Raw genomic sequence first — 23,854 nt, forward strand, 5'->3', positions numbered from 1 at the left:
GAATGTTTCAGAAGGCGCGATCCCTGCTAGCGTCGAAACGTGACCGCCACGACCTCGTCGAATACGCGCGAATCGGCCGAAGCCATCGAATCGCGCATCCTCGACGCCGCACTGGTTCAGTTCGAACAGGTCGGGATCAAAAAGACGACGATCGAGGACATCGCCCGCCGCGCCGGCGTCGATCGGGTCACGGTCTACCGTCGCGTCGGCTCCCGCGACGACGTCGTGCAGATGGTCACCACCCGCGAGGTGGGGCGCGTGCTCGCCGAACTCGCCGAGATGCCCGCACGCCACGACACTCTCGACGGACTCGTCGCCGACATTTTCGTCACGGTCGTCACCCGATGGCGCACCCATCCCCTCGTGCAACGGATGCTGACCCTCGAACCCGAGCGAGTCCTTCCGCAACTCACCACCGGGGGCGCCGCAACCTTCGCCATGTCGGTCGCGGCGACGTCCGCCGCGCTGCAGCAGGCCGTCGAAAGCAATCTGCTGCCGGACTCCGCCGATTTGCGGACCCGCGCGGAGATCGTCTGCCGTTTCGTCCATTCACTCGTCCTGCAGCCGGACGGATCCATCCCGCTCCAATCCACTGAGGAGCTCACCGAATTCGCCCGCAAGCATCTGGTGCCGATCATCTCCGGTTGAAATTCCGGATCCCGTCTTGACGTGGCTGCGATTGCTTTCGTCATCTCGACGAAGGACCACCGGCCCTCCACAGCGTGCTCGAAGCCTCCGACACTGGCGAAGAGCTGGACATGCGGTCCGGTCGAGCCGAGTCGACACGGGAGACACACATGAAGGTTGAAGACGTCCTTGCCAGGACAAAGGACTCGATGACGGTCGAGCGGGTATTCGCCGAGCCGGTCGAACGTGACGGAACCACCGTGATCACGGCCGCCGCGATCTCCGGAGGCGCAGGCGCAGGCGCAGGCACCGACGTAGAAGGGAAAGAAGGATCCGGCGGCGGCTTCGGTGTGGGCGCCAAGCCAGTCGGCGCGTACGTGCTGAAGGACGGCCAGGTGCGCTGGCAGCCGGCGATCGACGTCAATCGGCTGGTCACGATCGCCGGTGTCGTCACCATCGTCGCCGCCATCGTCGGATTGCGCATCGCTTCACTGCGAGCGCGGGCAGCCCACATCCCGGGCTCACGGCGACAACGAAAGCCCTTCGCACGAGGGACTCGGTGATCGTGTGCCCGCGATCGGAGCCGAACACACTTACTGATATGGATACCGCGTGCTACACCGACCAGGCCGTCGACAACGTCGGGCAGGGTCCGCTGCGCGTCGATTGTGATGTGTAGGAGGAGATGTCGTCTCGATGCTTGTGACGTGGACGAGGCCCGTGCTTCGCGAAGAACGATCGCCGCAGACCATTGCGGTGGGCCGACCGCACTCTACGGCGTCGGCGAGGTAGGCGCGGCGTCATGGCCGTTGACACGATCGATCCTCGAAGACTGCGCTCGGGCGGCCGAAGACTGCGCTCGGGCGGCCTGGATCGGTGGATGACCTCGGCCTGTCGCCGACTGGATCGGCGCTCCTCGCCGCACTATCCGCTTCCTGGACTCGGCTGGCTGGAAGAGCCACCAACCCGTGCGGCGAAGTGCCGCCGGCACCCTACGGGTCGTGCAATCTCGGATCGAGTTGGGCCGCGGTGTGGTTCACCGAGCATCTGAATCCGCCCGCGCCCGCCAGCTCGAACGGCGGTGTGAAACACCGTGCCGGAGGCGATGGTTCGCGGACCGAAGCGGCCGGCGCTTCGGCACAACACGTCTGGAGTCAGGGGCAGCGCACCACAATCATCGGGCACTCGACCGAATGCAGCAGCGCGTTGCTGGTGGAGCCCAGCACCATCCCGGTGAATCCACCGCGGCCGTGGCTACCGACGACCAGCAACTGTGCGTTCGATGATGTGTCCAGCAGCGAACGAACGGGCCGGTCACACGTCACGATTCGCCGCACCGCGACGTCCGGGTAACGGTCGCTCCATCCGGCCATGCTCTCCGCGAGCACGACCTCTTCCGATTCCCGTGCCGCGTCCCATCCCGGGACCGGTAGGTAGTCGACCGAGCTGACGTCACTCCAGGTGTGCAGGGCGACGAGCCCGACCTTGCGCCGGGATGCCTGTTCGAACGCGAGCTCGATCGCGGGCACGCTGTTGGTCGAGCCGTCGACACCGACGAGGACGGGCCTGCCGAGTGACACCGGGTCGGTTGCGGAATTCTGGTGCACGACGGTGACCGGGCAGTGGGCGTGATGAGTGAGCGCGGCGCTGACCGAACCGAGCAGACCGCGTCGGAACGCACCGAGGCCACGACTGCCGACCACCAGCATCGCTGCGGTCTTCGACCGTTCGATGAGGGTCGGGATGATCGCGCCGAAGGTCAATTCCGTGGTGAGATCGAGTTCTTCACCCGCGGCCTGCCTTGCGACGCTGGTGGCCTCGGCCAGGACCTGCTCGCCCTGGGCGCGCAGCAAGTCTGTTTCCGGCGGGCCCATCATGACGCCGGGCGCGTACGTGGTGGGTAGCGCTTCCGACGTGACCAGGTGCAGATTGCAGTGACACAGGGCGGCGTCGACCGCCGCCCAGGCCGCTGCCTGGTATGAGCTCGCCGAACCGTCCACGGCCGCGATGATCGGATGGTCGTTCATTGTTTGTCCTCTCTGAATTCGCTGCGCCGCCGATTCTGTAGCAGCAGCCGCCGCGGCCTGACTCGACGCGGGGCGAACGATTCATCGAGCCGATCCCGGCTGCCTCCGCCAGGTCGGTATACACCCTGCTCACGAGCGGGCTGCTGGGCTGCCTCGGACGGAGACAGCTGGTTCACGAACCACGTACGGGCGATCGCGGCGACCTTCTCCAGCGCCCCGGGCTCGGCGAACAAGTGGGTGGCGCCTGGCACCTCGGTCAACGCCGTCTCGCACGTCATCGCTTGCATCGCACGACGATTCAGCGCAAGTACGCCCTCATCATCGCCTCCGACAATGAGCATGGTCGGCGCCGTAACGTCGCCGAGGTGCGGTCCGGCGAGATCTGGCCGACCGCCCTGCGACACCACCGCGGAAATCCGCACAGCTGGATCTGCTGTCGCCCGCAGGGCAGCCGCCGCGCCGGTACTGGCTCCGAAGTATCCGATTCGCAAGTCCACATCGCTGCGCCGCGACAGCCAAACCGTGATGTCCACCAGCCGCCGCGACAGCAGCCCGATATCGAAGACTCGGGAGCGATCGGTCTCCTCCTCCAGGGTCAAAAGATCGACGAGCAGCGTCCCGAGCCCGGCACGGTTCAGCACCTCGGCCACATAGCGATTGCGGGGGCTGTGCCGGCTGCTGCCACTGCCGTATGCGAATACCACCAGCCCGAGCGGGTGCTCCGGAACGGTGAGGTACCCATTCAATGCCACTCCCCCGGTGATCACCCGCACCGGTTCATTCCGCAGCAGTGGATCGTCCGCGCCGGCCGTCGGCGGCGCCGGCAGATGCCCCGCAGCGCGGCGCAGCAGGTCGGCGACCTCGGCATCGGAGACCTGATCGAACCTGCCGTACCACCGGCCGACCGCCCCGAACCACGACGGCGACGCCAGACACACCGTCTCGTCGACATCACCTGCCAGCAGAGGCAGGACGGCTCGGGGCACCACAGGAACGGCAAGGACGATCCGGCGCGCACCGCGTGCCCGTGCATCCTGACAGGCCGCACGAATCGTCGCACCCGTCGCGACTCCGTCGTCGACGACGATCACCGTCCGGCCGCACAACGTTATGCGCGGGTGGGTACTTCGCAACAGCGCGGTACGCCGAACGAGCTGCTGACGTTCATGGCGTTCCACCTCCGCCATCTCGTGGAGGGTGAGTCTGGCACGCGTCACGATGCCGTTGTCGATCACCACGATGCCGTCCTCGCTCACGGCGCCGAACGCGAGCTCCGGCTGATGCGGCACCCCGAGCTTGCGAACCACGATCACATCCAGCGGGGCCCCCAACCCGACAGCGACCTCGTAGGCGACGGGGACGCCACCGCGGGGCAACCCGACCACCACGGTGTCCTCCTCGTCCAGGTACCTCAGCCGCAGCGACAGCTGACGTCCGGCGTCCGCACGATCATCGAACAGCACGACGAACCTCCTCAGTGATCTCTTCAGCTTCGACATATACCCACGTAGACGCCAGATCCGATCGTCGCCGCAGAAGGAGACATTGGTCCTCGAATGCGCCGTGGGTCCCGAGGGAGTTTCTGACCGAAGTCCCTCCGACGACATCACAGCTCTGTGGCGGCCCCGCCCGGGCGCTCCGCTTACCGGCTGGCGGCCGACCCAACCAGAGCGCCGGCCCGATCCGAACAGTCCGAATCTCCGTGCGGTGCTGACACTCGGCGTTGTGGGCCCTGGAGCACAGCACTCGGCCGGCCGACGTCAGCGCGCGGCGGACTGGCAAGCACGGCGGGATACCGGTCCGGCACATTCAGGTAGCGGAGCGTGTCACGCACCAGCTGGGCATAGCCACAGATTTGCCTGACACGCGGGCGTCGACAGTTCTCCCCGACCCAGCCCCGCCGACCGCTTAAGCTATCAGCGCCGCAACGTGCGACAAATACTCGAAGTCGAGAAACCTAAGAGGTAGACGTCCAGGAGGTGCGGAATGCCGGAAGCCGGTCATTGGCAGCGATCACGTCCGATATTGATTGCGAGCATGTTGCCGATTGCGGTCGTTCTCGCAACCGGAGTAGCCAACGCATCCCTGGATGACACCGCGAAGGCACCTGCCGCGCCACCGACGACAGCGAACTGGCTATCGCTGACGGACCATGAGCAGGGGCAAGGTCCTATCCCAGCGAATCCGCTCGCCGCCGGCAGTTGGACCCGACTCGCGACGGTGGACGCGCCGGACTCGCCGCCGACCGTGAGCCAGGAGCCGATCCAGGCGTTCTGCGAGCACGTCCCCGTAGATCCCCGCAGATGCACCGTCACCGCCATGGACGCGGCCGTCGGTGCAGCAATCGGTGCGGGCATCGCCGCGGGAGTGTCCGCGCCCGTCGCGATCACCGCCGGAATGATCGGTGCAGGCGCCGGGTTCGTCGCCGGGATCCCGTTCATGCCGACCGGCTTGGTTGTCGGCCCGCTCGCCGGCGCGGCCGTCGGCGTCGCCGTCGTTGCCGGACCTGCCGCCCTGCTCGGTGGGGCGCTCGGGGCGTCGGTCGGGGCGATAGTGGGCATCACCACGCCCCTCCCGCAAGAGGACGGCCTCGATGGGTCCGGCGCGCCCACCACCTCGCCGAAAGAAAACGCGGTCATCGATCCAGTCGTGCATTGAGAATCCGGGCGATCTGGGCAATCGCTCCGGGTTCGGTCATTGTGAGGTGGGTCGCATCGATGTCGAAAATCGACATCTGCCCGCGGACCACCCGCGCCCATCCCTCGTGACCCGCAGCATCGGATCGCCTTTCACGTGTCGCGGCGAAGTAGAGCATGTCGCTGTCCAAGACCGCGGGCCGCCACACACTGGCTGCCCGGATCGCCAGGTTGTAGGCATCGGTCAGGCGCTCGATCCGTGCGGCGTCGATACCGAGGCTGCCCCCCAAGTGCCGTTCGATCAGGTCGGCGGCCTCCTCGGCATTCGCATCGGGGCTCACGTAATCGACGCCCATGACCGGGCCGAGATTGCTGATCAGTTCTCCGGCGGTGACGGTGCGCAGCGTCGACTCGTCGACACCGCCCACCTCGGCGTCCAACAGTGCCAGTAGCGCAACCTGTTCACCGGCGGCGCGCATCTCGACGGCAATGGCATGGGCGATCGCACCACCCAGTGACCAGCCGAGGAGGTGATAGGGGCCGTGTGGCTGAACCGCGCGAATCTCGTCGAAGTAGCGTTCGGCCATTTCTTCGATCGATGTCGGACCGGGGACCTCACCGCCGATTTGTGGCGCCTGAATGCCGTAGATCGGTCGACCGTCGGAGAGGTACTGGTCGAATGTGCGGTAACACCACGACAGGCCCAAGGCCGGGTGGATACAGAACAGTGGTGCTCGCTCACCGCCGGTCCGGATCGGCAGCAACACATCGAAGCCGACATCGGTCCGGTCGAGGGCGGGGCCGGAGCGCATTCCGGATTCGATCCGCTTTGCCAGGTCGGCCGGACAGCGATCCGACAACATCCAGCTGATCGGAACCTCGTAGTCGAGTTCCTTGCGCAACTCGCTCACCACTTGCACCGACTTCAGCGAGTTACCACCCAATGCGTAGAAGTCGTCATCGACGCCCACCCGATCCATACCGAGTACCGTTCCGAAGGCCCGGGCAACCTCCCATTCCAGCCACGACGAGGGCTCCCTGAACTCCCCTACCGCGAGCACCGGCTCCGGTAGCCGCGTGCTGTCCAGCTTGCCCGACGGGCTGAGGGGCACGGTGTCGAGCACCACCATCGTGGTGGGCACCATGTAGTCGGGCAGTTTCGTTGCCGCGTGCGCCGAGACCGCTGCGGTGTCGACCGTGGTACCCGCGGCAGGCACGAGGTAGCCGACGAGGTGGTCCACCGCACCGGTGGAGCGCACCACAGCGATCGCCCGGGCGACGCTGGGGTGCTCGGCAAGTACTGCCTCGATTTCACCGAGTTCGATGCGCAGGCCGCGCAGCTTCACCTGAAAATCGGTGCGGCCCATGTATTCCAATTCGCCGCTCCGGCGCCACCGCACCAAGTCGCCGGTGCGGTACAGGCGCCGGCCGTCACCGTACGGGTCGGGCACGAACCGTTCCGCGGTGAGGCCCGGACGTGACTGATAGCCGCGCGCGAGCTGGTTACCCGCCAAGTACAGCTCCCCCGCGACCCCGGGCGGTACCGGATGTAACCGCTTGTCGAGTACATATGCCCGCGCGTTCCACACCGGTGTGCCCATCTGCATGCTCCCGCTGTCGGCGTCGGTCACCCGATGCGAGGTCGCGCACACGGTGAACTCGGTCGGCCCGTACATATTGTGCAACTCGACCCCGGGCACAATTCGCCGCGCGGCGTCCACCACCTCAGGGCCGAATGCCTCACCACCCACCAGGAGCGTCCGCACCGACTCCAGCGACCCCGCAGGCGTCGCGTCCGCAAATACCGCCAGCATCGAAGGCACGAACGCGGTGATCGTGACCCGCTGGGTGGCAATGGTTTCGGCGAGATAAGCCGGGTCGGTATGCCCGTCGGCTCGCGTGATCACCAGCCGCGCCCCCACCGCCAGTGGCGCAAACAGCTCCCACACCGACATGTCGAACGTGGCCGGGGACTTCTGCAGTACGACGTCATTCGGCGTCAGTGCGGAGATTTCGTTGACCCACCGCACCTGGTTGACTACCGAAGAGTGCAATACCGCAACACCTTTCGGTCGCCCGGTCGACCCCGAAGTGAAGAGCAGGTATGCAACGTTGTGCGGTCGTAGCGGTGCGAGCCGATCGGCGTCGGTGACCGGCGCGTCATCGAATCCGGACAGCTCCAGCCCATCGAGGGACGACAGCTCCAGCACCGGTGCGGCAATCGACAGCATGTACGCGATCCGGTCGGCCGGAAGGTCCGGATCGACCGGCACGTACCCGCCGCCGGCGGCCTGCACCGCGTACGTGGCGGTGACTTGGTCCAGTGAACGCCGCATCCGCAGCGCCACCAACGATTCCGGACCCACTCCGCGAGAGATCAACCACCGCGCCAACCGGTATACGCGAGAGGCGAATTCCGCATAGGTCAGCGACTGTTCGCCGAATATCACCGCGGGCCGGTCCGCATACGACTGCACGGAGTGGGCGAAGACCGCGGCGAGCGTCTCGCCGGGAGGGAGCATCTGATCTGTCGAATTCCACTGTGTCAGCACGGCTTCCCGTTCATCGGCGCTGAGCAGATCCACCTCGTGCACCGGCTGTGCCGAATCGGTCACCAGTGCGCCGAGCAACCGCAGCAGGCGATCGACGATCGTGGTCACCGTTGTCGCGTCGAAGAGATCGCTCGCGTAGGTCACCGCGCCGCTGATGCCGGCCGCGGCACCGGTGGAGTCGTAGGAATCCGACATCGTGATCTGCAGATCGAACAGTGCGGTGTCGATGTCGGCGGTCACAGCCGAGGCCGAGAGCCCCGGAAGTTCGAACTGGGCACTGCCGACGTTCTGGAATGCCAGCATCACCTGGAACAGTGGATGGTGGGCGTGCGACCGCACCGGGTTCAGCTCCTGCACCAGTCGCTCGAACGGAACATCTGCGTGCGCTAACGCGGCCAGATCGGTCCCGCGCACGTGCTCGAGCAGCTGTGTGAAGGTCATCCCCGGGGCCAACCGGGTCCGCAGCACCAGCGTGTTGACGAACATCCCGACCAGATCGTCGAGTTCGGGTTCGCCGCGTCCCGCATGCGGAGTGCCGATCGCTATATCGTCGGTATCGGCCAGCCGGGCCAGCGTAGCCGCCAGCGCAGCGTGCAAGACCATGAACAGCGTCGCGTTGTGTGCTCGCGCGACCTGCTGCAATCGCGCGTGCAGATCGGCACCGACGGTTATCGGTACGCTCGCGCCCGCGTGGGTCTGTACGGGCGGGCGCGTTCGGTCGGTCGGCAGCTCGAGCAAAACCGGAAGTTCCGCCAATTCGACTGTCCAGTAGTCGATCTGGGCGCGTAGCAGCGAGTCGGGATCGTCTTCGGTCCCCAGCACGGTCCGCTGCCAGATCGCGTAGTCGGCGTACTGCACCGGCAGCGGCGGGCGGCTCGGTATCTCCCCGACCAGGCGTGCCGTGTACGCGGTCATCATGTCCCGTGCCAGCGGGCCGAGCGACAACCCGTCACAGGAGATGTGATGCACCACCACGGCCAGGATCCACTCGTTCGGCCCGAGCTCGAACAACCGGACCCGCACCGGCGCCTCGACCGTCAGATCGAACACCGTCGAGACGAACGCCGACAACGCTTCGGCCAGTTCATATTCCGCGACCGAGGTCACGGTCACCGGCGCGATCGCCTCGGCGGCGGGAAGGACAACCTGCGACAGCTCGCCCTCACGATACGGGTATACGGTCCGCAGTACCTCGTGCCGGTTCAGCACATCCTCGACGGCCGCGCGCAGCGCGTCGAGATTCAGCTGCCCAGACAGTCGTAGCACGATCGGAATGCCGTAGGCCGCCGAGCCGGGGTCGAGCCGGTTCAGGAACCACATTCGCTGCTGTGCGTACGACAGGGGAATTCGCTGCGGCCGTTGCTGTGCGGTCAGCGCCACCCGACCGGTGTCGACCCGCGATTCGGCGCGCGCGGCCAACCGCGCGACCGTCGGCGCCTCGAAAATCATCGACGCCGGGATGTTCGCGTCGAGGGCGGCACCGATCCGTGCGGCTAGGCGGGTGGCCACCAGGCTGTTGCCACCCAGTTCGAAGAAGTCGTCGTCGGCGCCTACCGGACCATCGATGCCGAGGACGTCGGCGAATACGCCGGCCACTATTTCCTGCACCGGTGACGCCGGGGCCCGGAATCGCTTGGCCTGGACGACGGGTGCGGGCAGGGCCGCGCGGTCGAGTTTTCCATTCGGCAACAGGGGGATCGCGTCCAGGATCATCACCGCGGCGGGCACCAGGTACGACGGCAACACCTCGGTCAACGACGCCCGCAACTGTTCGCCCGACAAGCTGACCCCGGCTTCCGGCACCGCATAGGACACCAACACCACCGCACCGGTGTCCTCCCGCCGCGCCACGGTGACCGCGTATGCGACATCCGCTCGCGCGCTCAACACCGCGTCGATCTCGCCGAGCTCGATGCGGTAACCGCGGATCTTCACCTGGGAATCGTTGCGCCCCAAAAATTCCAGGGCACTGTCGGTATTCCAGCGCACCACATCACCCGTGCGATACATGCGACGTCCCGGTTCCCCGAACGGGTGCGCCACGAACCGCGCCGCATTCGTCGCCGCCCTGTTCAGGTACCCACGCGCCAGCGCAGGACCCGCCAGATACAGCTCTCCGGCCACCCCTATCGGCACCGGCTGCAACCGGGCATCCAAAACCAGCGTCTGTATTCCCGGCAGCGGGGTACCGATCGTCGGCCGGTCGGCCGGTCGCAGCGCACCCGTCGCCGTGGCGGCGATCGTGGCCTCGGTCGGCCCGTACAGCACCTGGAACTTCCTGGCGCCCGCGGTGTCGGTGCCAGCCCATCGGCTCACCAGATCCGCCGGGACCTCCTCACCACCGGACATCACCACCCGCAAGTCGTCCAGCCCGGCCGGATCCACCGAGGCGAGCGCGGCCGGGGTCAGAAAGGCGTGGGTGACCCGCTGTACGCGCAAGAGCTCGGCCAGCTCGCCGCCGCCGTAGATCCCTGTCGGCGCCACGACCAGTACAGCGGCCCGGCTGACCGCGATCAGGATCTCCATCAGTGCGGCGTCGAACGACGGCGACGCGAAGTGCAAGACCCTGGACGTGTGCCGAAGCTCGCGGTCCGCGCGCCACCCCGAGACGAAGTCTGCGATGCCGGAATGTGTTATGGCGACGCCCTTCGGCACCCCGGTCGTTCCGGAGGTGAAGATCACGTAGGCGACATCCGAAGCCCGCAGCGGCCGCGGCCGCTCGTCATCGCTGATCGGGCCGCTCGCCGCCGCGTCGATCTGCGCGGCGACGGCCGGGTCGTCGAGCACGATCCAGTCCACCGAATCGGGCACCTTGGCACGCGCCGACGACACCGTAATTCCCAGCGTCGCATCGGAATCCGAGACCAGCTGCTCGATCCGGCTCGCGGGATAGCCTGGGTCCACCGGCACGTACGCCGCACCCGTCTTGACCACCGCCCACCACGCGACGACGGATTCCATCGACCGGGCTGCCGCCACCAGGACCGGATGCTCCGGTCCGGCGCCACGGCGGATCAGTACCCTCGCCAGCCGGCTGGACCGCTTGTCCAGCTGTCCATACGACAACGTGACATCCCCCGCGACAACGGCGATACCGTCGCCGTTGTCCCGCACGGCCGAGGCGAACACATCCGGCAGCAATCCGGAGGGCTCCGGCGCCGCCACGGTATGCGCCCCCACCCGCGATGTGAGCGCCGAGCGCTCGTCGGCTTCCAGCCAGTCGATATCCCCGATCACTACGGCCGGATCGTCGGCGACGGCTTCCAGCACCCGCACCAACCGTCGGACGATCGCCGCCGCGGTCGCCTCGTCGAACAGATCCCGCGCATAGGTCATCGTTCCCGAGATGCCCTGCACCACACCGGCATTGCCGAACGAATCGGACAGCACCAGTTGCAGGTCGAACTGGGTCGCCCCGGTATCCACATCCGCTCGGGCGACCCGGACATCGGGCAGCGCGATATCGATCGTCGACACGTTCTGGAACGCCAGGGCCACCTGGAACAACGGATGCCGCGCCGCCGATCGTTCCGGGCTCAACGCCTCCACGACCCGCTCGAACGGCACGTCCGCGTGCTCGAACGCAAGCAGGTCCGTCTCGCGAGTGCGCATCAGCAACTCGGCGAACGGCTCGCCCGTATCCACCCGGGTCCGCAATGCGAGGGTGTTTACGAACATCCCCACCAGATCGTCCAGAGCGGACTCGCCGCGCCCCGCGACCGGGGTGCCGATCACTACATCGTCGCTGCCACCGAGACGCCCCAATACCGTTGCCAGTGCCGCATGCATCACCATGAACAGCGACGACCCATGCGACCGTGCCAGCGCGAGCAACCGCTCGTGCAGCCTCGCATCGATCTCCACCGGAACCCGGCTTCCCGACAGTGATGCGACGGCCGGGCGTGATCGGTTCGCGGGCAGTTCGAGCCGGTCCGGTGCGTCCGCGAGCGTCGAGCGCCAGAACTCCAGCTGCGTGGACATCAACGACGCCGGATCGTCCTCGGTCCCCAGCACCTGCCGTTGCCACCACGCGAAATCCGCGTACTGCACGGCGAGCGGCTCCCATTCCGGCGCGTGCCCTGCCAGGCGCGCCGTATACGCCGCCATCACGTCACGGGCCAGCGGCCCCATCGAGTGACCATCGCCTGCGATGTGATGGACCACCAGCGCCAGCAGGAATTCTCCGGTGTCACCGTCGAGCTCGAACAATCCCACTCGCATCGGCACTCCGGCCGTCACATCGAATCCGCGCCGCACGAACTCGCCCACCACCTCCGGGACCGAATCCACCGGCACCCGCACCGGCTCCACCGGCACCGCGGGCTCGTCGAGAACGACCTGCCGCGGCTCACCGGAAACTTCCGGATATATCGTTCGCAGTACCTCGTGACGTGCCATCACATCCGCGAGCGCGGCCGCCAGCGCCGCGGTGTCCAGCCGTCCCGACAGCCGCAGCATCACCGGAATGTTGTATGCCGCCGAGTCCGGCTCGAACCGGTTCAGGAACCACATCCGCTGCTGTGCCAGCGACAGCGGCACGGGGTCGGGGTGCACTCCGGGCAGCAGGGGCAACCGGCCCCCACCGCTGAGTGTCCCTGCGAGCGCGGCCAATTCACCGACGGTCGGCGCCTCGAATACCGATCGCACCGGCACGCGCACGTCCATGGCCGCACCTATGCGCGCCACCACAAGCGAGGCGCTCAGCGAATCGCCGCCCAGCGCGAAGAAGTCGTCGTCGACTCCCACCCGGTCCACGTCGAGTACCTGCTCGAATGTCCGCGCGACCAACTCTTCCAACCCCGGCGATGGCGCCCGGAATTCGCGGGCGACGGCAACCGGTTCGGGCAACCGCTCGCGATCCAGCTTCCCGTTGGCGTTCAGCGGCACCTCGTCCAGCACCACCACCGCGGACGGCACCATGTACCGGGGCAACGCCTCGGCCAGCGCCGCACGCAACTCCTCACCCGATACCTGTGCCCCGGTCGCGGGCACGACATAGGACACCAGCAGCACCGGTCGCCCCTCATCGCTGCGCGGCACGGTGACGGCGTATGCCACATCCGCACGCGCACCCAGCACCGCGTCGATCTCCCCCAGCTCGATCCTGGTGCCGCGCACCTTCACCTGAAAATCGTTGCGACCCAAGAACTCCATCTCACCATCGACGGTGCGACGCACCACGTCACCGGTCGCGTACATGCGCTGACCCGGCTCCCCGAACGGGCAGGCGACGAACCGCGCCGCAGTCAACCCCATCCTCGCGATATACCCATGGGCCAGGCCGGGGCCGAACAGGTACAGCTCGCCCGCGACACCGGCTGGCACGGGCCGCAACCAGGTATCCAGGACCACGGCCGCGACCGGGCCGACCGGCCTGCCGATCGTGATCGTGGCACCCGGTGCCAGAGCGTCGCCGGAGGTAGCCCAGATCGTGCATTCCGTCGGACCGTAGACATTGACCATGGCGCGATGCGGCGCCCACCGATCGACCAGTTCCGGCCCGACCGGCTCACCGGCCGCTGCCAGCACACGCAGCCCGTCGAGACCATCGCACGGGACTGTCGCCAGCGCCGACGGGGTCACGATGGCATGCGAAATACCTTCTCGCCGAATCAGATTCGCCAGCTCGGGACCGGCGTAGACATCGGGAGGCGAGACGACGAGCCGACCGCCCGAGCCGTGCGCCATCAACAGCTCGAACACCGAGGCGTCGAAGCTGGGCGAGGCGACCTGCAGCACTACCGACGTCGGGTCGACGCCGAGTATCCGCCGCTGGGCCGCGACGATATCGGCCAAGCCGCGATGGCTGACGAGAACGCCCTTGGGCGTTCCGGTCGACCCGGAGGTGTAACTCACGTACGCGGTCTGATCCCGCCGAATCGGCCCGCCGCGTTCGGCATCGCTGATCGGCACAGCAGGAGCCGAGTCCTCGGCGCCGAGCGTCTGCTCCGCGTCGAGGATCAGCCAGTCGACGCCATCCGGAAGGTGCTTCCTGGTGGACGTATCGGTGAGCCCGAGCACGGTTTTCGAGTCCGACAGCAGAAATGCGATGCGGTCCGATGGCAGGGCCGGATCAATCGGCAGGAAGGCGGCGCCCGCCTTGGACACGGCCCACAGTGCCACCGTCGCCGCAAGGGATCGCGGAAGCGCAGAAGCGACGACCTGCCCCCGCCGGGCGCCGTGCCGCAGCAGAACCCGAGCCAGACGTGCGGAGCGCTCGTCGAGCTGCCGGTAGGTCATGGCGGCCGTACCACACCGCACGGCGATCGCGTCGAGTTCGGCGGCAGCGGAAGCGGCGAGTATGCGGTCCAACGTGTCCGGAATCGCAGCTTCCGCACCCGAAACCGGCCACGACGGCCCCGGTTCCGCGTCGAGCGGCAGCGCACCCAGCCGCACGTCCGCGTTCGCGGCGATCCGGCACAGCAACTCGACGAAGCGGTCGAGGATGCGGCGCGCCGACGCAGTGTCGAATGCACGGTCGTGGAATCGGAGGATGATCCGCAGCCCCTGCGCCTCGCCGTCCTCGGACTGCTTCGGTTCCACGACCAGGCTCAGCGGGTACGGCGTCGCGTCCACACCGCTGAGTTCGTCCACCCGCAGGCCCGCCGAATCGACGAGTTCCTGCAGCGCCGTCCGGTCGACCGGGAACGACTGGAAGGTGATCGCGGTGTCGAAGAGTTCGGGCAGTCCGACGCTGCGGTGAATCTCGGGCAGACCGATATGGTGATGCTCCAGCATGCGCGCGTGCCGCGCCTGAATGCCGGTCAGCAACTCGCGTACCGTCATTGTGGGTTCGAGCGGGACTCGCACCGGAACCGTAGTCAGGAACATGCCGAGCGTCTGATCGACCAGCGGCAACTCCGGCGGTCGGCCCGACACCGCGGCGCCGAAGATCACATCGGTCTCACCGGTCAGCACGCGCAGATTCAGGGCCCAGGCCGCGGTGACGGTCGTATTGACGGTGACACCCGCCTGCGCCGCCACTCGACGGAGTTCTCCGAAACGATCCGCCGTCAGCTCGGCCCCGACCTCAGCGGCGGATACCGGGCCCGCCGCGCCGACGTCGCGGGACACCCGGGTGGGTGCGCCGACATCCGAAAAGGCTTGCGCCCATGCCGCTTTGGATGCGGCGCTGTCCTGCCGACCCAGCCAGGACAGATAGTCGCGGTAGGAGGGCGCGGGTTCGGCGGAGTCGATATGTGCGGGAGATCCGTAGTAGTCGAGCAGTTCCCGCATCAGCAGCGGCATCGACCAGCCATCCAGGATCACATGGTGATTCGTGACGAGCAGCTGGAAGGACCCCGCATCGATACGGATCAGCGTCAAGCGCAGCAGCGGAGGAGCCGACAGGTCGAATCCCGCCGCCGCGTCCGCCGCGGCAATGGATCCCGGGTCGGCGGGGGATTCCGCATCGCCCGCATCGGCGAGATCGATCTCCCGGAACGGGATTTCGGCATGGTCCAGCACGATCTGGCACGGCCCGGCCGCCGTCTGCACAAATGCGGCCCGCAGGATATCGTGCCGGTCGACCACGGCCTGGGCGGCACGTCGCAGGCGTGCACCGTCGACCGCGCCGGAAAGTCCGATCATCGTCTGGACGGTGTAGTTGTCCCCGGCATCCGGGTCGAACATCGAGTGGAAGTGCATCCCGGATTGCGTGGGCGACAACGGCCATACGTCCGACAGACCGCGGTACTGCCGTTCGAGCCGATCGATGTCGGGTTGTGTGAGCGCGACGAGCGGAAACTCCGAAGCATGATCCGCCGTCGGGATTGTCACCGGAGCCGCACCGCCGCCCGCCATTGCGGCGAGGGCGGCAACTGTCTTGCCTTCGAATACATCTCGTGGCGTGAACGTGAGCCCGGCGGATCTCGCCAGCGCCACCAGCCGCATCGAGACGATACTGTCCCCGCCGAGCGCGAAGAAGTTGCTATCGGCGGACACCGTGTCGAGATGGAGCACATCGGCGAACAGTTGCGCCACGACCTGCTCGGTATGCGTCGACGGCGGCCTGCCGGCTGCGGTGTCGGAATCGAAGGCGCGCTGCCGCAACGCTTGCCGATCGATCTTTCCCGTGGGCGTGGACGGCATCTCTTCGAGCTGCACGATCGCCGCAGGATTCATATAACGAGGTAGCCTGCCCGCGAGATCGTCGCCGAGCGCCGCCACATCCACGGCAGCGCCCGTCGCGGAGACGACATAGGACACCAGAACCGGTTCGCCGGCAGGCCCTTGCACCGCAACGGTGGCGACGCTCGCCATGTCCGGGTGCCGGGCCAGGTGGGCATCGATTTCCCCCGGCTCGATCCGCAGGCCGTGAATCTTGACCTGTTGATCGCTGCGGCCCAGATATTCCAGTGCCAATCCGGCGCGTCCGCGCACCCAGCGCACGGAATCACCGGTGCGGTAGATCCGCTCGCCGCGGGTGGATCGCGGATCGGCAACGAAGCGCGACGCGGTCACGCCCGGTCGATCGACGTACCCGCGGGCAAGTCCGGGCCCACCGATATAGAGTTCGCCCGCGACACCGACCGGCACCGGTCGCAGCCACGTGTCGAGAACCGTCGCGGACGCGCCTCGGATCGGGCCACCGATCGTCACCGGCTCGCCGGGTACGAGCGCATCCGACCCTGTTGCCCAGATCGTGCACTCGGTCGGTCCGTAATGATTCATCAGCCGTCGCCCAGGGCCCCACCGGTTCACGGTGTCCGACCCGGTCGCTTCGCCGACGACCGCGAGCGATGTCAACGACGGCGTCCGGGACGGATCCATGGTATTCAGCACGGACGGGGTGATGATCGCGTGCGAAACCTGCTGCGACCGAAGCAGTTCCTCGAGGTCGATCCCGGCGTACACCTCCGGTGGCGCCACCACGAGACAGGCGCCACTGCCGTGCGCCAACAGCAACTCCGACAAGCAGGCGTCGAATCCCGGCGACGCGACCTGCAACACCACCGAATCCGCACCCACACCGAAGGCATCGACTTGCGCCGCGACAAGGTCGGCCAGACCTCGATGGCTGAGGTGGACCGCCTTCGGTTTGCCGGTCGATCCGGACGTATGGATCACGTAGGCCGCATTGTCGGCCGACAGCCGGTCGGCCCCAGCCGGGACACCGGACGGACGAGGTAGACCCTCATCGACGTCCGAAGTCGAAGCGTCCAGAATCAACCAGTCGACAGTATCCGGAAGCTGCGGTGCCACAGCGCTGGTCGTCACGCCCAGACTGGTCCGCGAGTCGGACAACAACTCCCCGATCCGCGCGGCGGGATTGCCGGGATCCAACGGCAGGAAGGCGGCGCCTGTTTTCGCCACCGCCCAAATCGCAACCACCAGTTCGGCCGAACGGGGAACGGCCAATGCGACGATCGACTCGGCGCGAGCACCGTGGCCGGCCAGCAGACGAGCGCACCCGTCCGCGCGACGCTCCAGCTCACGATAGGTCCACGTGGTGTCACCGCACCGGACAGCCACGGCATCCGGATACCTCCGCGCGGTCTCCCACAGGATGTCGCGAAGCACGAGCTCCGCGGCAGGTTCTTCGCTGCCGACCGAAAGCAGTTCCGCGCGTTCGGAATCCCAGCAGGAGGAGATCGCGGCGACCTTCTGAGCGGGATCGCTGACGGTCTGCGTGAGAAGCAGTTCGAATCGTTCGAGCAGTGTGTGGGCATCGTGTGAATCGAATCGGTCGGTGGCGAATTTCAGCGTCACCGAGTACGTGCCGGGCTCGTCGGCGTCCGGTCGTCCGTCGCGACTCGACCGCGGCGGGGTCACCTGCAAACTCAGCGGATACGGCGTGGCATCGTGTGCGTCGATCTCGACGAGCCGCAATCCGGCGTCGGAGAGATTGCGTGCCAACAGTTCCCGGTCGAACGGATAGGACTCGAGTACCGTCGCGGTGTCGAACATATCGGTGATACCGGTGGCCCTTTGCAGCTCCGCCAAGCCGATGTGCTGGTGATCCAGCATGGCGGCCTGCTCGGATTGCACGCGGACGAGCAGGTCGCCGACGGTTTCGTCGGGTTCGAGCCGGACGCGGACGGGCAGCGTGTTGACGAGGAGCCCGACCATCCGCTCGATATCCGGAATCTGCGGCGGGCGGTGCGACAACGTATTGCCGAACACCACGTCCGACCGTCCGGTCAGGACGGCCACCAGCAATGCCCACGCCACCTGCAGGGCCGTGTTGGCAGTGACGCCGTGCGAGCGGCCCAGATCGAGAATCGCAGCGGTGGTCGCGGCGTCCAGGTTCACGCCGACTTCGCCGGCGTGCATGGTGACGGTCCGATCCGGCCCGCTCGTGACCTGCGTCGGACTGTCGATTCCAGCAAGCATCTCCCGCCACGCGGCGGTTGCGGCGTCGCGATCCTGAACCTGTAGCCACTGCAGATACTCTCGATACGAACGAGGGGGCGCGAGCTCGGCGGTATCGCCATCGGATGTGTACAACGCGAGCAATTCGTGGATCAGCAGGGGCATCGACCAGCCGTCCAGCACGAGGTGGTGGTTGGTGACCAGCAACTGGAACATATCGACGCCGGTGCGCACGAGGTGGAAGCGCACCAGCGGCGGGCGGGCCGGGTCGAACGGAGTCGCGGCCGCCACCGCGAGTTGCCGAAGTGCTTCGGCCTGCTGGCCGGCATCGCTGATATCGGTGATACTCGACTCGGCCCAATCGACCCTGGTGTCGCGCAACACGATCTGACGTGGCCCATCGGCACTTTCGACGAACGCGGTCCGCAGGCTGTCGTGCCGGTCGATGAGCACCTGCGCGGCCCGCCGCATCCGCTCCGCGTCCGCCTGCCCGGCAAACGTCAGCGCCGCCTGCACGATGTAGCCGTCGTCGCCGTCCCGGTCGTAGATCGTGTGGAACAGCAGCCCGGACTGCAGGGCGGTGAGTGGCCACACATCGGTCATCGACGGGTATTCCCGCAGCCAGTTGTCGACATCGTCCTGCGATACCGCGGTGAGCGGGAAGTCGGAGGGGGTGAAGCCGGGTGTGGTGTCGGATCGGACATGATCGGCAAGTGCCCCCAGCGCGCGAGCCCACAGCCCGGCGAGCTCGTCGACCTCCTCAGCTCCCAACACCTGCGAGGCGAACTCCCAGGTCGCGTCGAGTTCGAGCCCGTCGCGACCTTCCTCGGCGATCGCATTGATATCGAGCACGGCGGACAGCGCCATCCCCGGATCGCTCGTCGCGGTCAGTGCGGTGAATTCGGTGGTGGGCGCCCAGGGCCCCGAGCGTTCACCGACACCCACCCGCCCGAGATAGTTGAAACTGATCTGAGGTTCGGGTAGGTCTGCGAGCTCGGCGCTGCCCCGGGAATCGAGGTGACGCAGCATCTGATAGCCGATGCCGTTGCCGGGCACGGCGCGCAGCTGCTCCTTCACCTGCTTTATCGCCAGTCCCGCACTCATGCCGCCGGCCAGCGCATCATCGAGGTCGATATTCTCCCATTCGATCCGGACCGGGAAGCGTGTGGTGAACCAGCCCACGGTGGTGCTGAGATCGGCGCCGGGGACGGCCCGCTCCTCGCGGCCGTGTCCCTCCAGCGCGATCAACTCTCCGGCGGCCGCCGCCGAACCGCGCCTGCGCCGCCACTCACTCAGTGCCAGTACCAGGGCCGCGAGCAACGGATCGTTGGCACTGCAGTGGAAGCGGTCCGGAATGGTGGTGAGAACTGCCTCGGCAACCGCTGCCGGGATGCGCTGATGTACCCGGCCCGCCGTGGCCACGACGTCTCGATCCGGGACCAGACGGCGCGACCCGATTAGCTGATCGCCTCGCTCGAGTAGGTCTTTCCACAGGTCGAGCTCCGCCGACCGCCTGCCCGGCGCCTGCTCGACCAGCCCGTGCACCCACCGCCGGAACGAGGTGGCGACCGGGCCGAAATGCGGTTTGGCGCTGTCGGAGACTTGCGACCAGGCTTGCGCGAGGTCGGCGAGGATGATGCGCCACGACACCGCGTCGACGGCGAGATGGTGGATCACCAGCCACATCAGGTCGGGTTCCGAGCCGTTGCCATCCTGGATCCACACGGCCTGAACGAGCACACCGTTACCCGGGTCCAATCGGTCCGCGGCGTTGTGCAGGTGCCGGTCGACTTCGGCGGCGTCACGGCGATCGAGCCGAACATCGGCGAGCGCGCCGTCCGGGTCGACCGCTTCCCGATCGAGTACCTCGACGTACCGATCAACCGAATCGCCGCCGCGCAGTGCCGCGCGCAGCATATCGTGGCGGTCCAGCAGGGATCCCAGTGCGCGCACAAGACCCGCTCGATCGACCCCCTCGGGCAGCTGCACGAGCGCGGCCTGCGCAAATCGGTCGTAGTGACCCCGATCGAGCATTGCGCGCATGATCGGCGACAACGGCATCGGCCCTATGCCGCCACCGCGCAACTCGGCCAAACCGGGGGTATCGCCAGCGTCCGTCGCCGTGGCCGCCAGGCCCGCAACGGTCTTGTGCACGAACACATCCTGTGTGGAGAAACTCAGGCCCTCGGCCTTGGCCCGCGCCACCAACCGGATCGACAGAATGCTATCGCCGCCGAGGGCGAAGAAGCTGTCGTCCGCCCCGACTCGAGGCACGCCGAGCACCTCCGTGAACAGCCTTGCGACCGTCTTTTCCCGGGCTGTGGCCGGCGCCCGACCGACCGGCGCGGTCCCGAATTCGGGCTTCGGCAAAGCGCTGCGATCGAGCTTGCCGAAGGCGTTCACCGGGAGGCTGTCCAACGAGAGGATCACCGCCGGAGCCATATGCGGCGGCAGCGAATCGTGGGCGAAGCGCTGGAGTTCGAGCGGATCGATCCGACGGCCGTTGACCGGGACGACATAGGACGCCAGCACGGTCGTGCCGGTGTTGTTCTGCACCGGCACCGTGACGGAAAGGGCCACGTCCTCGTGTGTGGTGAGCACGGCGTCGATTTCACCCGGTTCGATCCGGTACCCGCGGATCTTGACCTGGAAGTCGCTGCGCCCCATCAATTCCAGCGTCAGCTCGGCGTTGTCGCCGGTCCAGCGCGCGATGTCGCCGGTGCGGTACATCCGATCGCCGGTGCCGCAGTACGGATCGGCGACGAACCGGGCGGCGGTTTCGACGCACAGATGGCTGTACCCACGGGCCAATCCCGGCCCGGCGAGATACAACTCGCCCGCGGTGCCTTTGGGCACCGGTTGGAGCGTTCGGTCCAGCACCATCGCCGAGACGCCACGGATGGGGCCACCGACCGTGTGGGCGCGGCCGGGTCTCAGCATGGCGCCGACGGCGGTCACGGTGGTTTCGGTGGGACCGTATTCGTTGTACATGGACACGGACGGTGTCCACCGCTCGATGACGTGCGGTGGACATACGTCGCCACCGACCACGACCACCCGCAAGTCGGTCGTCGGACGCGGGTCCACGGTTGCCAGCATCGTGGGCGTCAGCGTCAGGTGGGTCACGTGCTCGTCGGCCAGCAGTTGCGTGAGCGGCTCACCGCCGGTCACCTCAGGCGGCACGATCACCAGCGTGGATCCATTCGCGAAGCAGGTCAGAAACTGTTCCAGGGAGGCGTCGAAACTGGGTGAGAGGGCATAGGACACGCGGGATGTCGTGTCGATGCCGTACGTGGTGGCGCGGTCGGCAACGAGATTCGCGAGGCCGGTGTGCGTGACCTGGACGCCTTTGGGCGCTCCGGTGGATCCGGAGGTATAGGTGATATAGGCGACGTTGGACGGCCGTAGTGGGCGGACACGGTCATCGTCGGAAATCGGTCCGCTCGCAGCGTCGCATTCCCCCAGCGTTGCGGGGTCGTCGAGAACCACATGGCGCATCGCCAGCGGGAGCCGCCCGCGCAAGGCGTCGACCGTGATCGCCACAGCTGCGCCGCTGTCGGCGACCATATGTTCTATCCGCATCGACGGGTACTCGGGGGCCAATTGGACAAACGCGGCCCCGCATTTCGCGACCGCCCACGTCGCCACGACCGATTCGACCGAGCGTCGCAGCATGATCGCCACCGCCGTGTCCGGCCCACAACCCAGAGCTATCAGATGCCGGGCCAGCTGGGAGGATCTGGTGTCCAGCTCGCCATACGTCATTGTCTGCCCGGCCGAGGTGATTGCGCACGCACTACGATTCCGGCGCGCACTCTCGGTCAGAATCTCCGGAAGTAGCCGTGTTTCGACCCCGCTGGGCCCCCGGACAGGCAGCAGCGCAGACCGTTCCTGTGCTTCGAGCAGCGGCAGTCTGCTGACCGGACATCCCGCCCCCCCGGCGAGGAACTCGTGCAGAAACATGCGGAACCGCCGGTGGTGAGCAGCGAGCTCGTCAGGGCTGTAGGCATTCGGATTCCCCTGGAAGTCGATATGTGTACTGTTTCTGCCCGCGCCCGGGTAGATATTGACGAAAAGGTCGGCGGTAGGGCCTGAGGTGAGGACGTTCAGGCGCCCCGTCGTGTTGCCCAGTACAACCTCGTTCTCGATCATCATGAGGTTCACGGCCGGCCCGAAGGATGCCGCCTCGTCGCGCGCAATCCCCATATCGTGGAATATGTCCTCTTGGCGGTAGCGCTGCCGCCGAAGAGCACTCGTCAACTCGCTTTGCACGGCGGCGATCAGTTCACCGACGCTGCGGCCGGCGACCTGCACTCGCAACGGGACCACATTTGCCACCATCCCCCCGGAACGGCGCAGCACGGCAGAGTGCCGACCCGAAACCGGCAGACTCAGCAATACTTCATCGCTTCCGGTCATCCGCGCGAGATAAGCGGCGAACGCCGCGACGATGACCGGAGCCACGCTCGGGCCGTGCGCGAGCGCGACGCTTTCCAGAAGCTGCGCGGTGGCGTCCGGCAGCTCTGTGCTGACCAGCGCCGGATGAATGGTGGGCTTGCCCACGCGACCGGCCAGGCTGACGACGGGAGGCGCGCCTGCCAGGTGCTCCAGCCAGTACTTACGGTCGTTGTCGAAACGCGCCGAACCCCGGTACGCCAGATCCTGCTCGACGACGTCGCCCAGGTCCTGCGCCGCGCACGGTGCCGCTTCCTCGGACCTCACCCAAGCGTTGTACAACTCGGTTATCCGGTGCAGCATCGTTACCGCAGCAAATCCGTCGAGCGCGATATGGTGCGCGCGCTGATACCACAGGAAATGGTCCTCGCCAACCTGGAACACAATGCTCGTCATGAGGTCGTCATTCAGCACGTCCAACGGAGCTGAATAATCCCGAACCATAAGTCTGTGCGCGGTTGCCACCGGATCGGCGTGCCGGCGCAAGTCCACGACCGACACCTGACCTCCACTTTCGTGGACGAACTGACACGGCTCTCCGTCGACCTCGATCAGTCGCATATGTCCGGATCCGAACTCGCGGCTGGCGGTTCTGCAGGCCTCGGCAAGCAATTCCACGTCCAACTCGCCTACGATCTCGACGTATTGGGCCACAGATATCGGCGACGATTCCGCGAGATGCTGGGCAAACCAGATCCCCCGCTGCGCCGCAGTCAGTGGAAGAATGTCGAATGACGGCAGTCGCGCGTCCCCATTACCGTTGGAGCGCGCGCCGGACCCGTTACCAGAATCCGGGTTTCCGGAAGAGCGGAATGAACTGGTTTCCAACCATTTCGATAAGTCCGGGCTGTCACTCTTTTGGCCCATTTCGACCTCCGCTGACATCGTTGCATTCAGGATCTCAGTTATATTGCTGCAAAGTTGCCCATACCAGCTTGTTGGAATTTGCAATATGGTAACGATAACCGGATCACGTGCTCAGGAAGGGATAGTCATGGCGATCGGCACCCGATCTCGCCGACGATGCGCGGCGTTCTCGTCGGCCGGACGTTTCAGCCATTCATCCATCGTCAGGTCGCCCGCAGCGCACGGCCCAGGGACTGAAGCCACAAGTCTAGAGTACGATTCGACATCCGGCCGCAAATATGGCGCAGACACTTGCTGCACCGTCAAGATGGCTATAACGTTGTACGATAGCCCGCGCAAGCCTGAAGGAGCAGTTCATACCGGTAGACCAGCAATA

Annotated in this window: 6 protein-coding genes; 3 read left to right on the top strand and 3 right to left on the bottom strand. The window is 66.7% G+C overall.

What is annotated here, in order from left to right; genetic code table 11:
- Positions 1 to 39 precede the first annotated feature (39 nt).
- Positions 40 to 648: a TetR/AcrR family transcriptional regulator gene (locus OHA42_RS37465; RefSeq protein ID WP_406233037.1), complete on the top strand. Its 609-nt coding sequence runs from the start codon at positions 40 to 42 to the stop codon at positions 646 to 648.
- 149 nt (positions 649 to 797) lie between these two features.
- Positions 798 to 1,190, top strand: coding sequence for a spore germination protein GerW family protein (locus OHA42_RS37470; protein ID WP_406233039.1), 393 nt, complete (start codon positions 798 to 800; stop codon positions 1,188 to 1,190).
- Positions 1,191 to 1,781: 591 nt separating this feature from the next.
- On the opposite strand, the gene OHA42_RS37475 is transcribed toward OHA42_RS37470, so the two are convergent.
- Both OHA42_RS37475 and OHA42_RS37480 read right to left on the bottom strand, forming a co-directional pair.
- Positions 1,782 to 2,654, bottom strand: a complete 873-nt coding sequence (locus OHA42_RS37475; RefSeq protein ID WP_406233042.1) for a universal stress protein — start codon at positions 2,652 to 2,654, stop codon at positions 1,782 to 1,784.
- Positions 2,651 to 4,117: a phosphoribosyltransferase family protein gene (locus tag OHA42_RS37480; RefSeq protein WP_406233044.1), complete on the bottom strand. Its 1,467-nt coding sequence runs from the start codon at positions 4,115 to 4,117 to the stop codon at positions 2,651 to 2,653. Before OHA42_RS37480 ends, OHA42_RS37475 begins: the two co-directional genes overlap by 4 nt.
- A 574-nt stretch (positions 4,118 to 4,691) precedes the next feature.
- Between OHA42_RS37480 and OHA42_RS37485 the strand changes: the two genes are divergently transcribed.
- Positions 4,692 to 5,312: a hypothetical protein gene (locus OHA42_RS37485; protein ID WP_406233046.1), complete on the top strand. Its 621-nt coding sequence runs from the start codon at positions 4,692 to 4,694 to the stop codon at positions 5,310 to 5,312.
- Here the strand turns inward: OHA42_RS37485 and OHA42_RS37490 are convergent.
- Complete coding sequence (locus OHA42_RS37490; RefSeq protein ID WP_406233047.1) at positions 5,290 to 23,478, bottom strand: amino acid adenylation domain-containing protein; 18,189 nt, start codon at positions 23,476 to 23,478, stop codon at positions 5,290 to 5,292. The genes OHA42_RS37485 and OHA42_RS37490 overlap by 23 nt on opposite strands.
- Positions 23,479 to 23,854: the final 376 nt, after the last annotated feature.

Origin of the sequence: Nocardia sp. NBC_01009, assembly GCF_045208035.1 — a bacterium.
Taxonomy (GTDB): Bacteria; Actinomycetota; Actinomycetes; order Mycobacteriales; family Mycobacteriaceae; genus Nocardia.

Coding starts and splice junctions, on each gene's coding strand:
- OHA42_RS37470 (WP_406233039.1), top strand. CDS start 798: ATGAAGGTTGAAGACGTCCTTGCCAGGACAAAGGACTCGATGACGGTC.
- OHA42_RS37475 (WP_406233042.1), bottom strand. CDS start 2,654: ATGAACGACCATCCGATCATCGCGGCCGTGGACGGTTCGGCGAGCTCA.
- OHA42_RS37485 (WP_406233046.1), top strand. CDS start 4,692: ATGTTGCCGATTGCGGTCGTTCTCGCAACCGGAGTAGCCAACGCATCC.
- OHA42_RS37490 (WP_406233047.1), bottom strand. CDS start 23,478: ATGGGCCAAAAGAGTGACAGCCCGGACTTATCGAAATGGTTGGAAACC.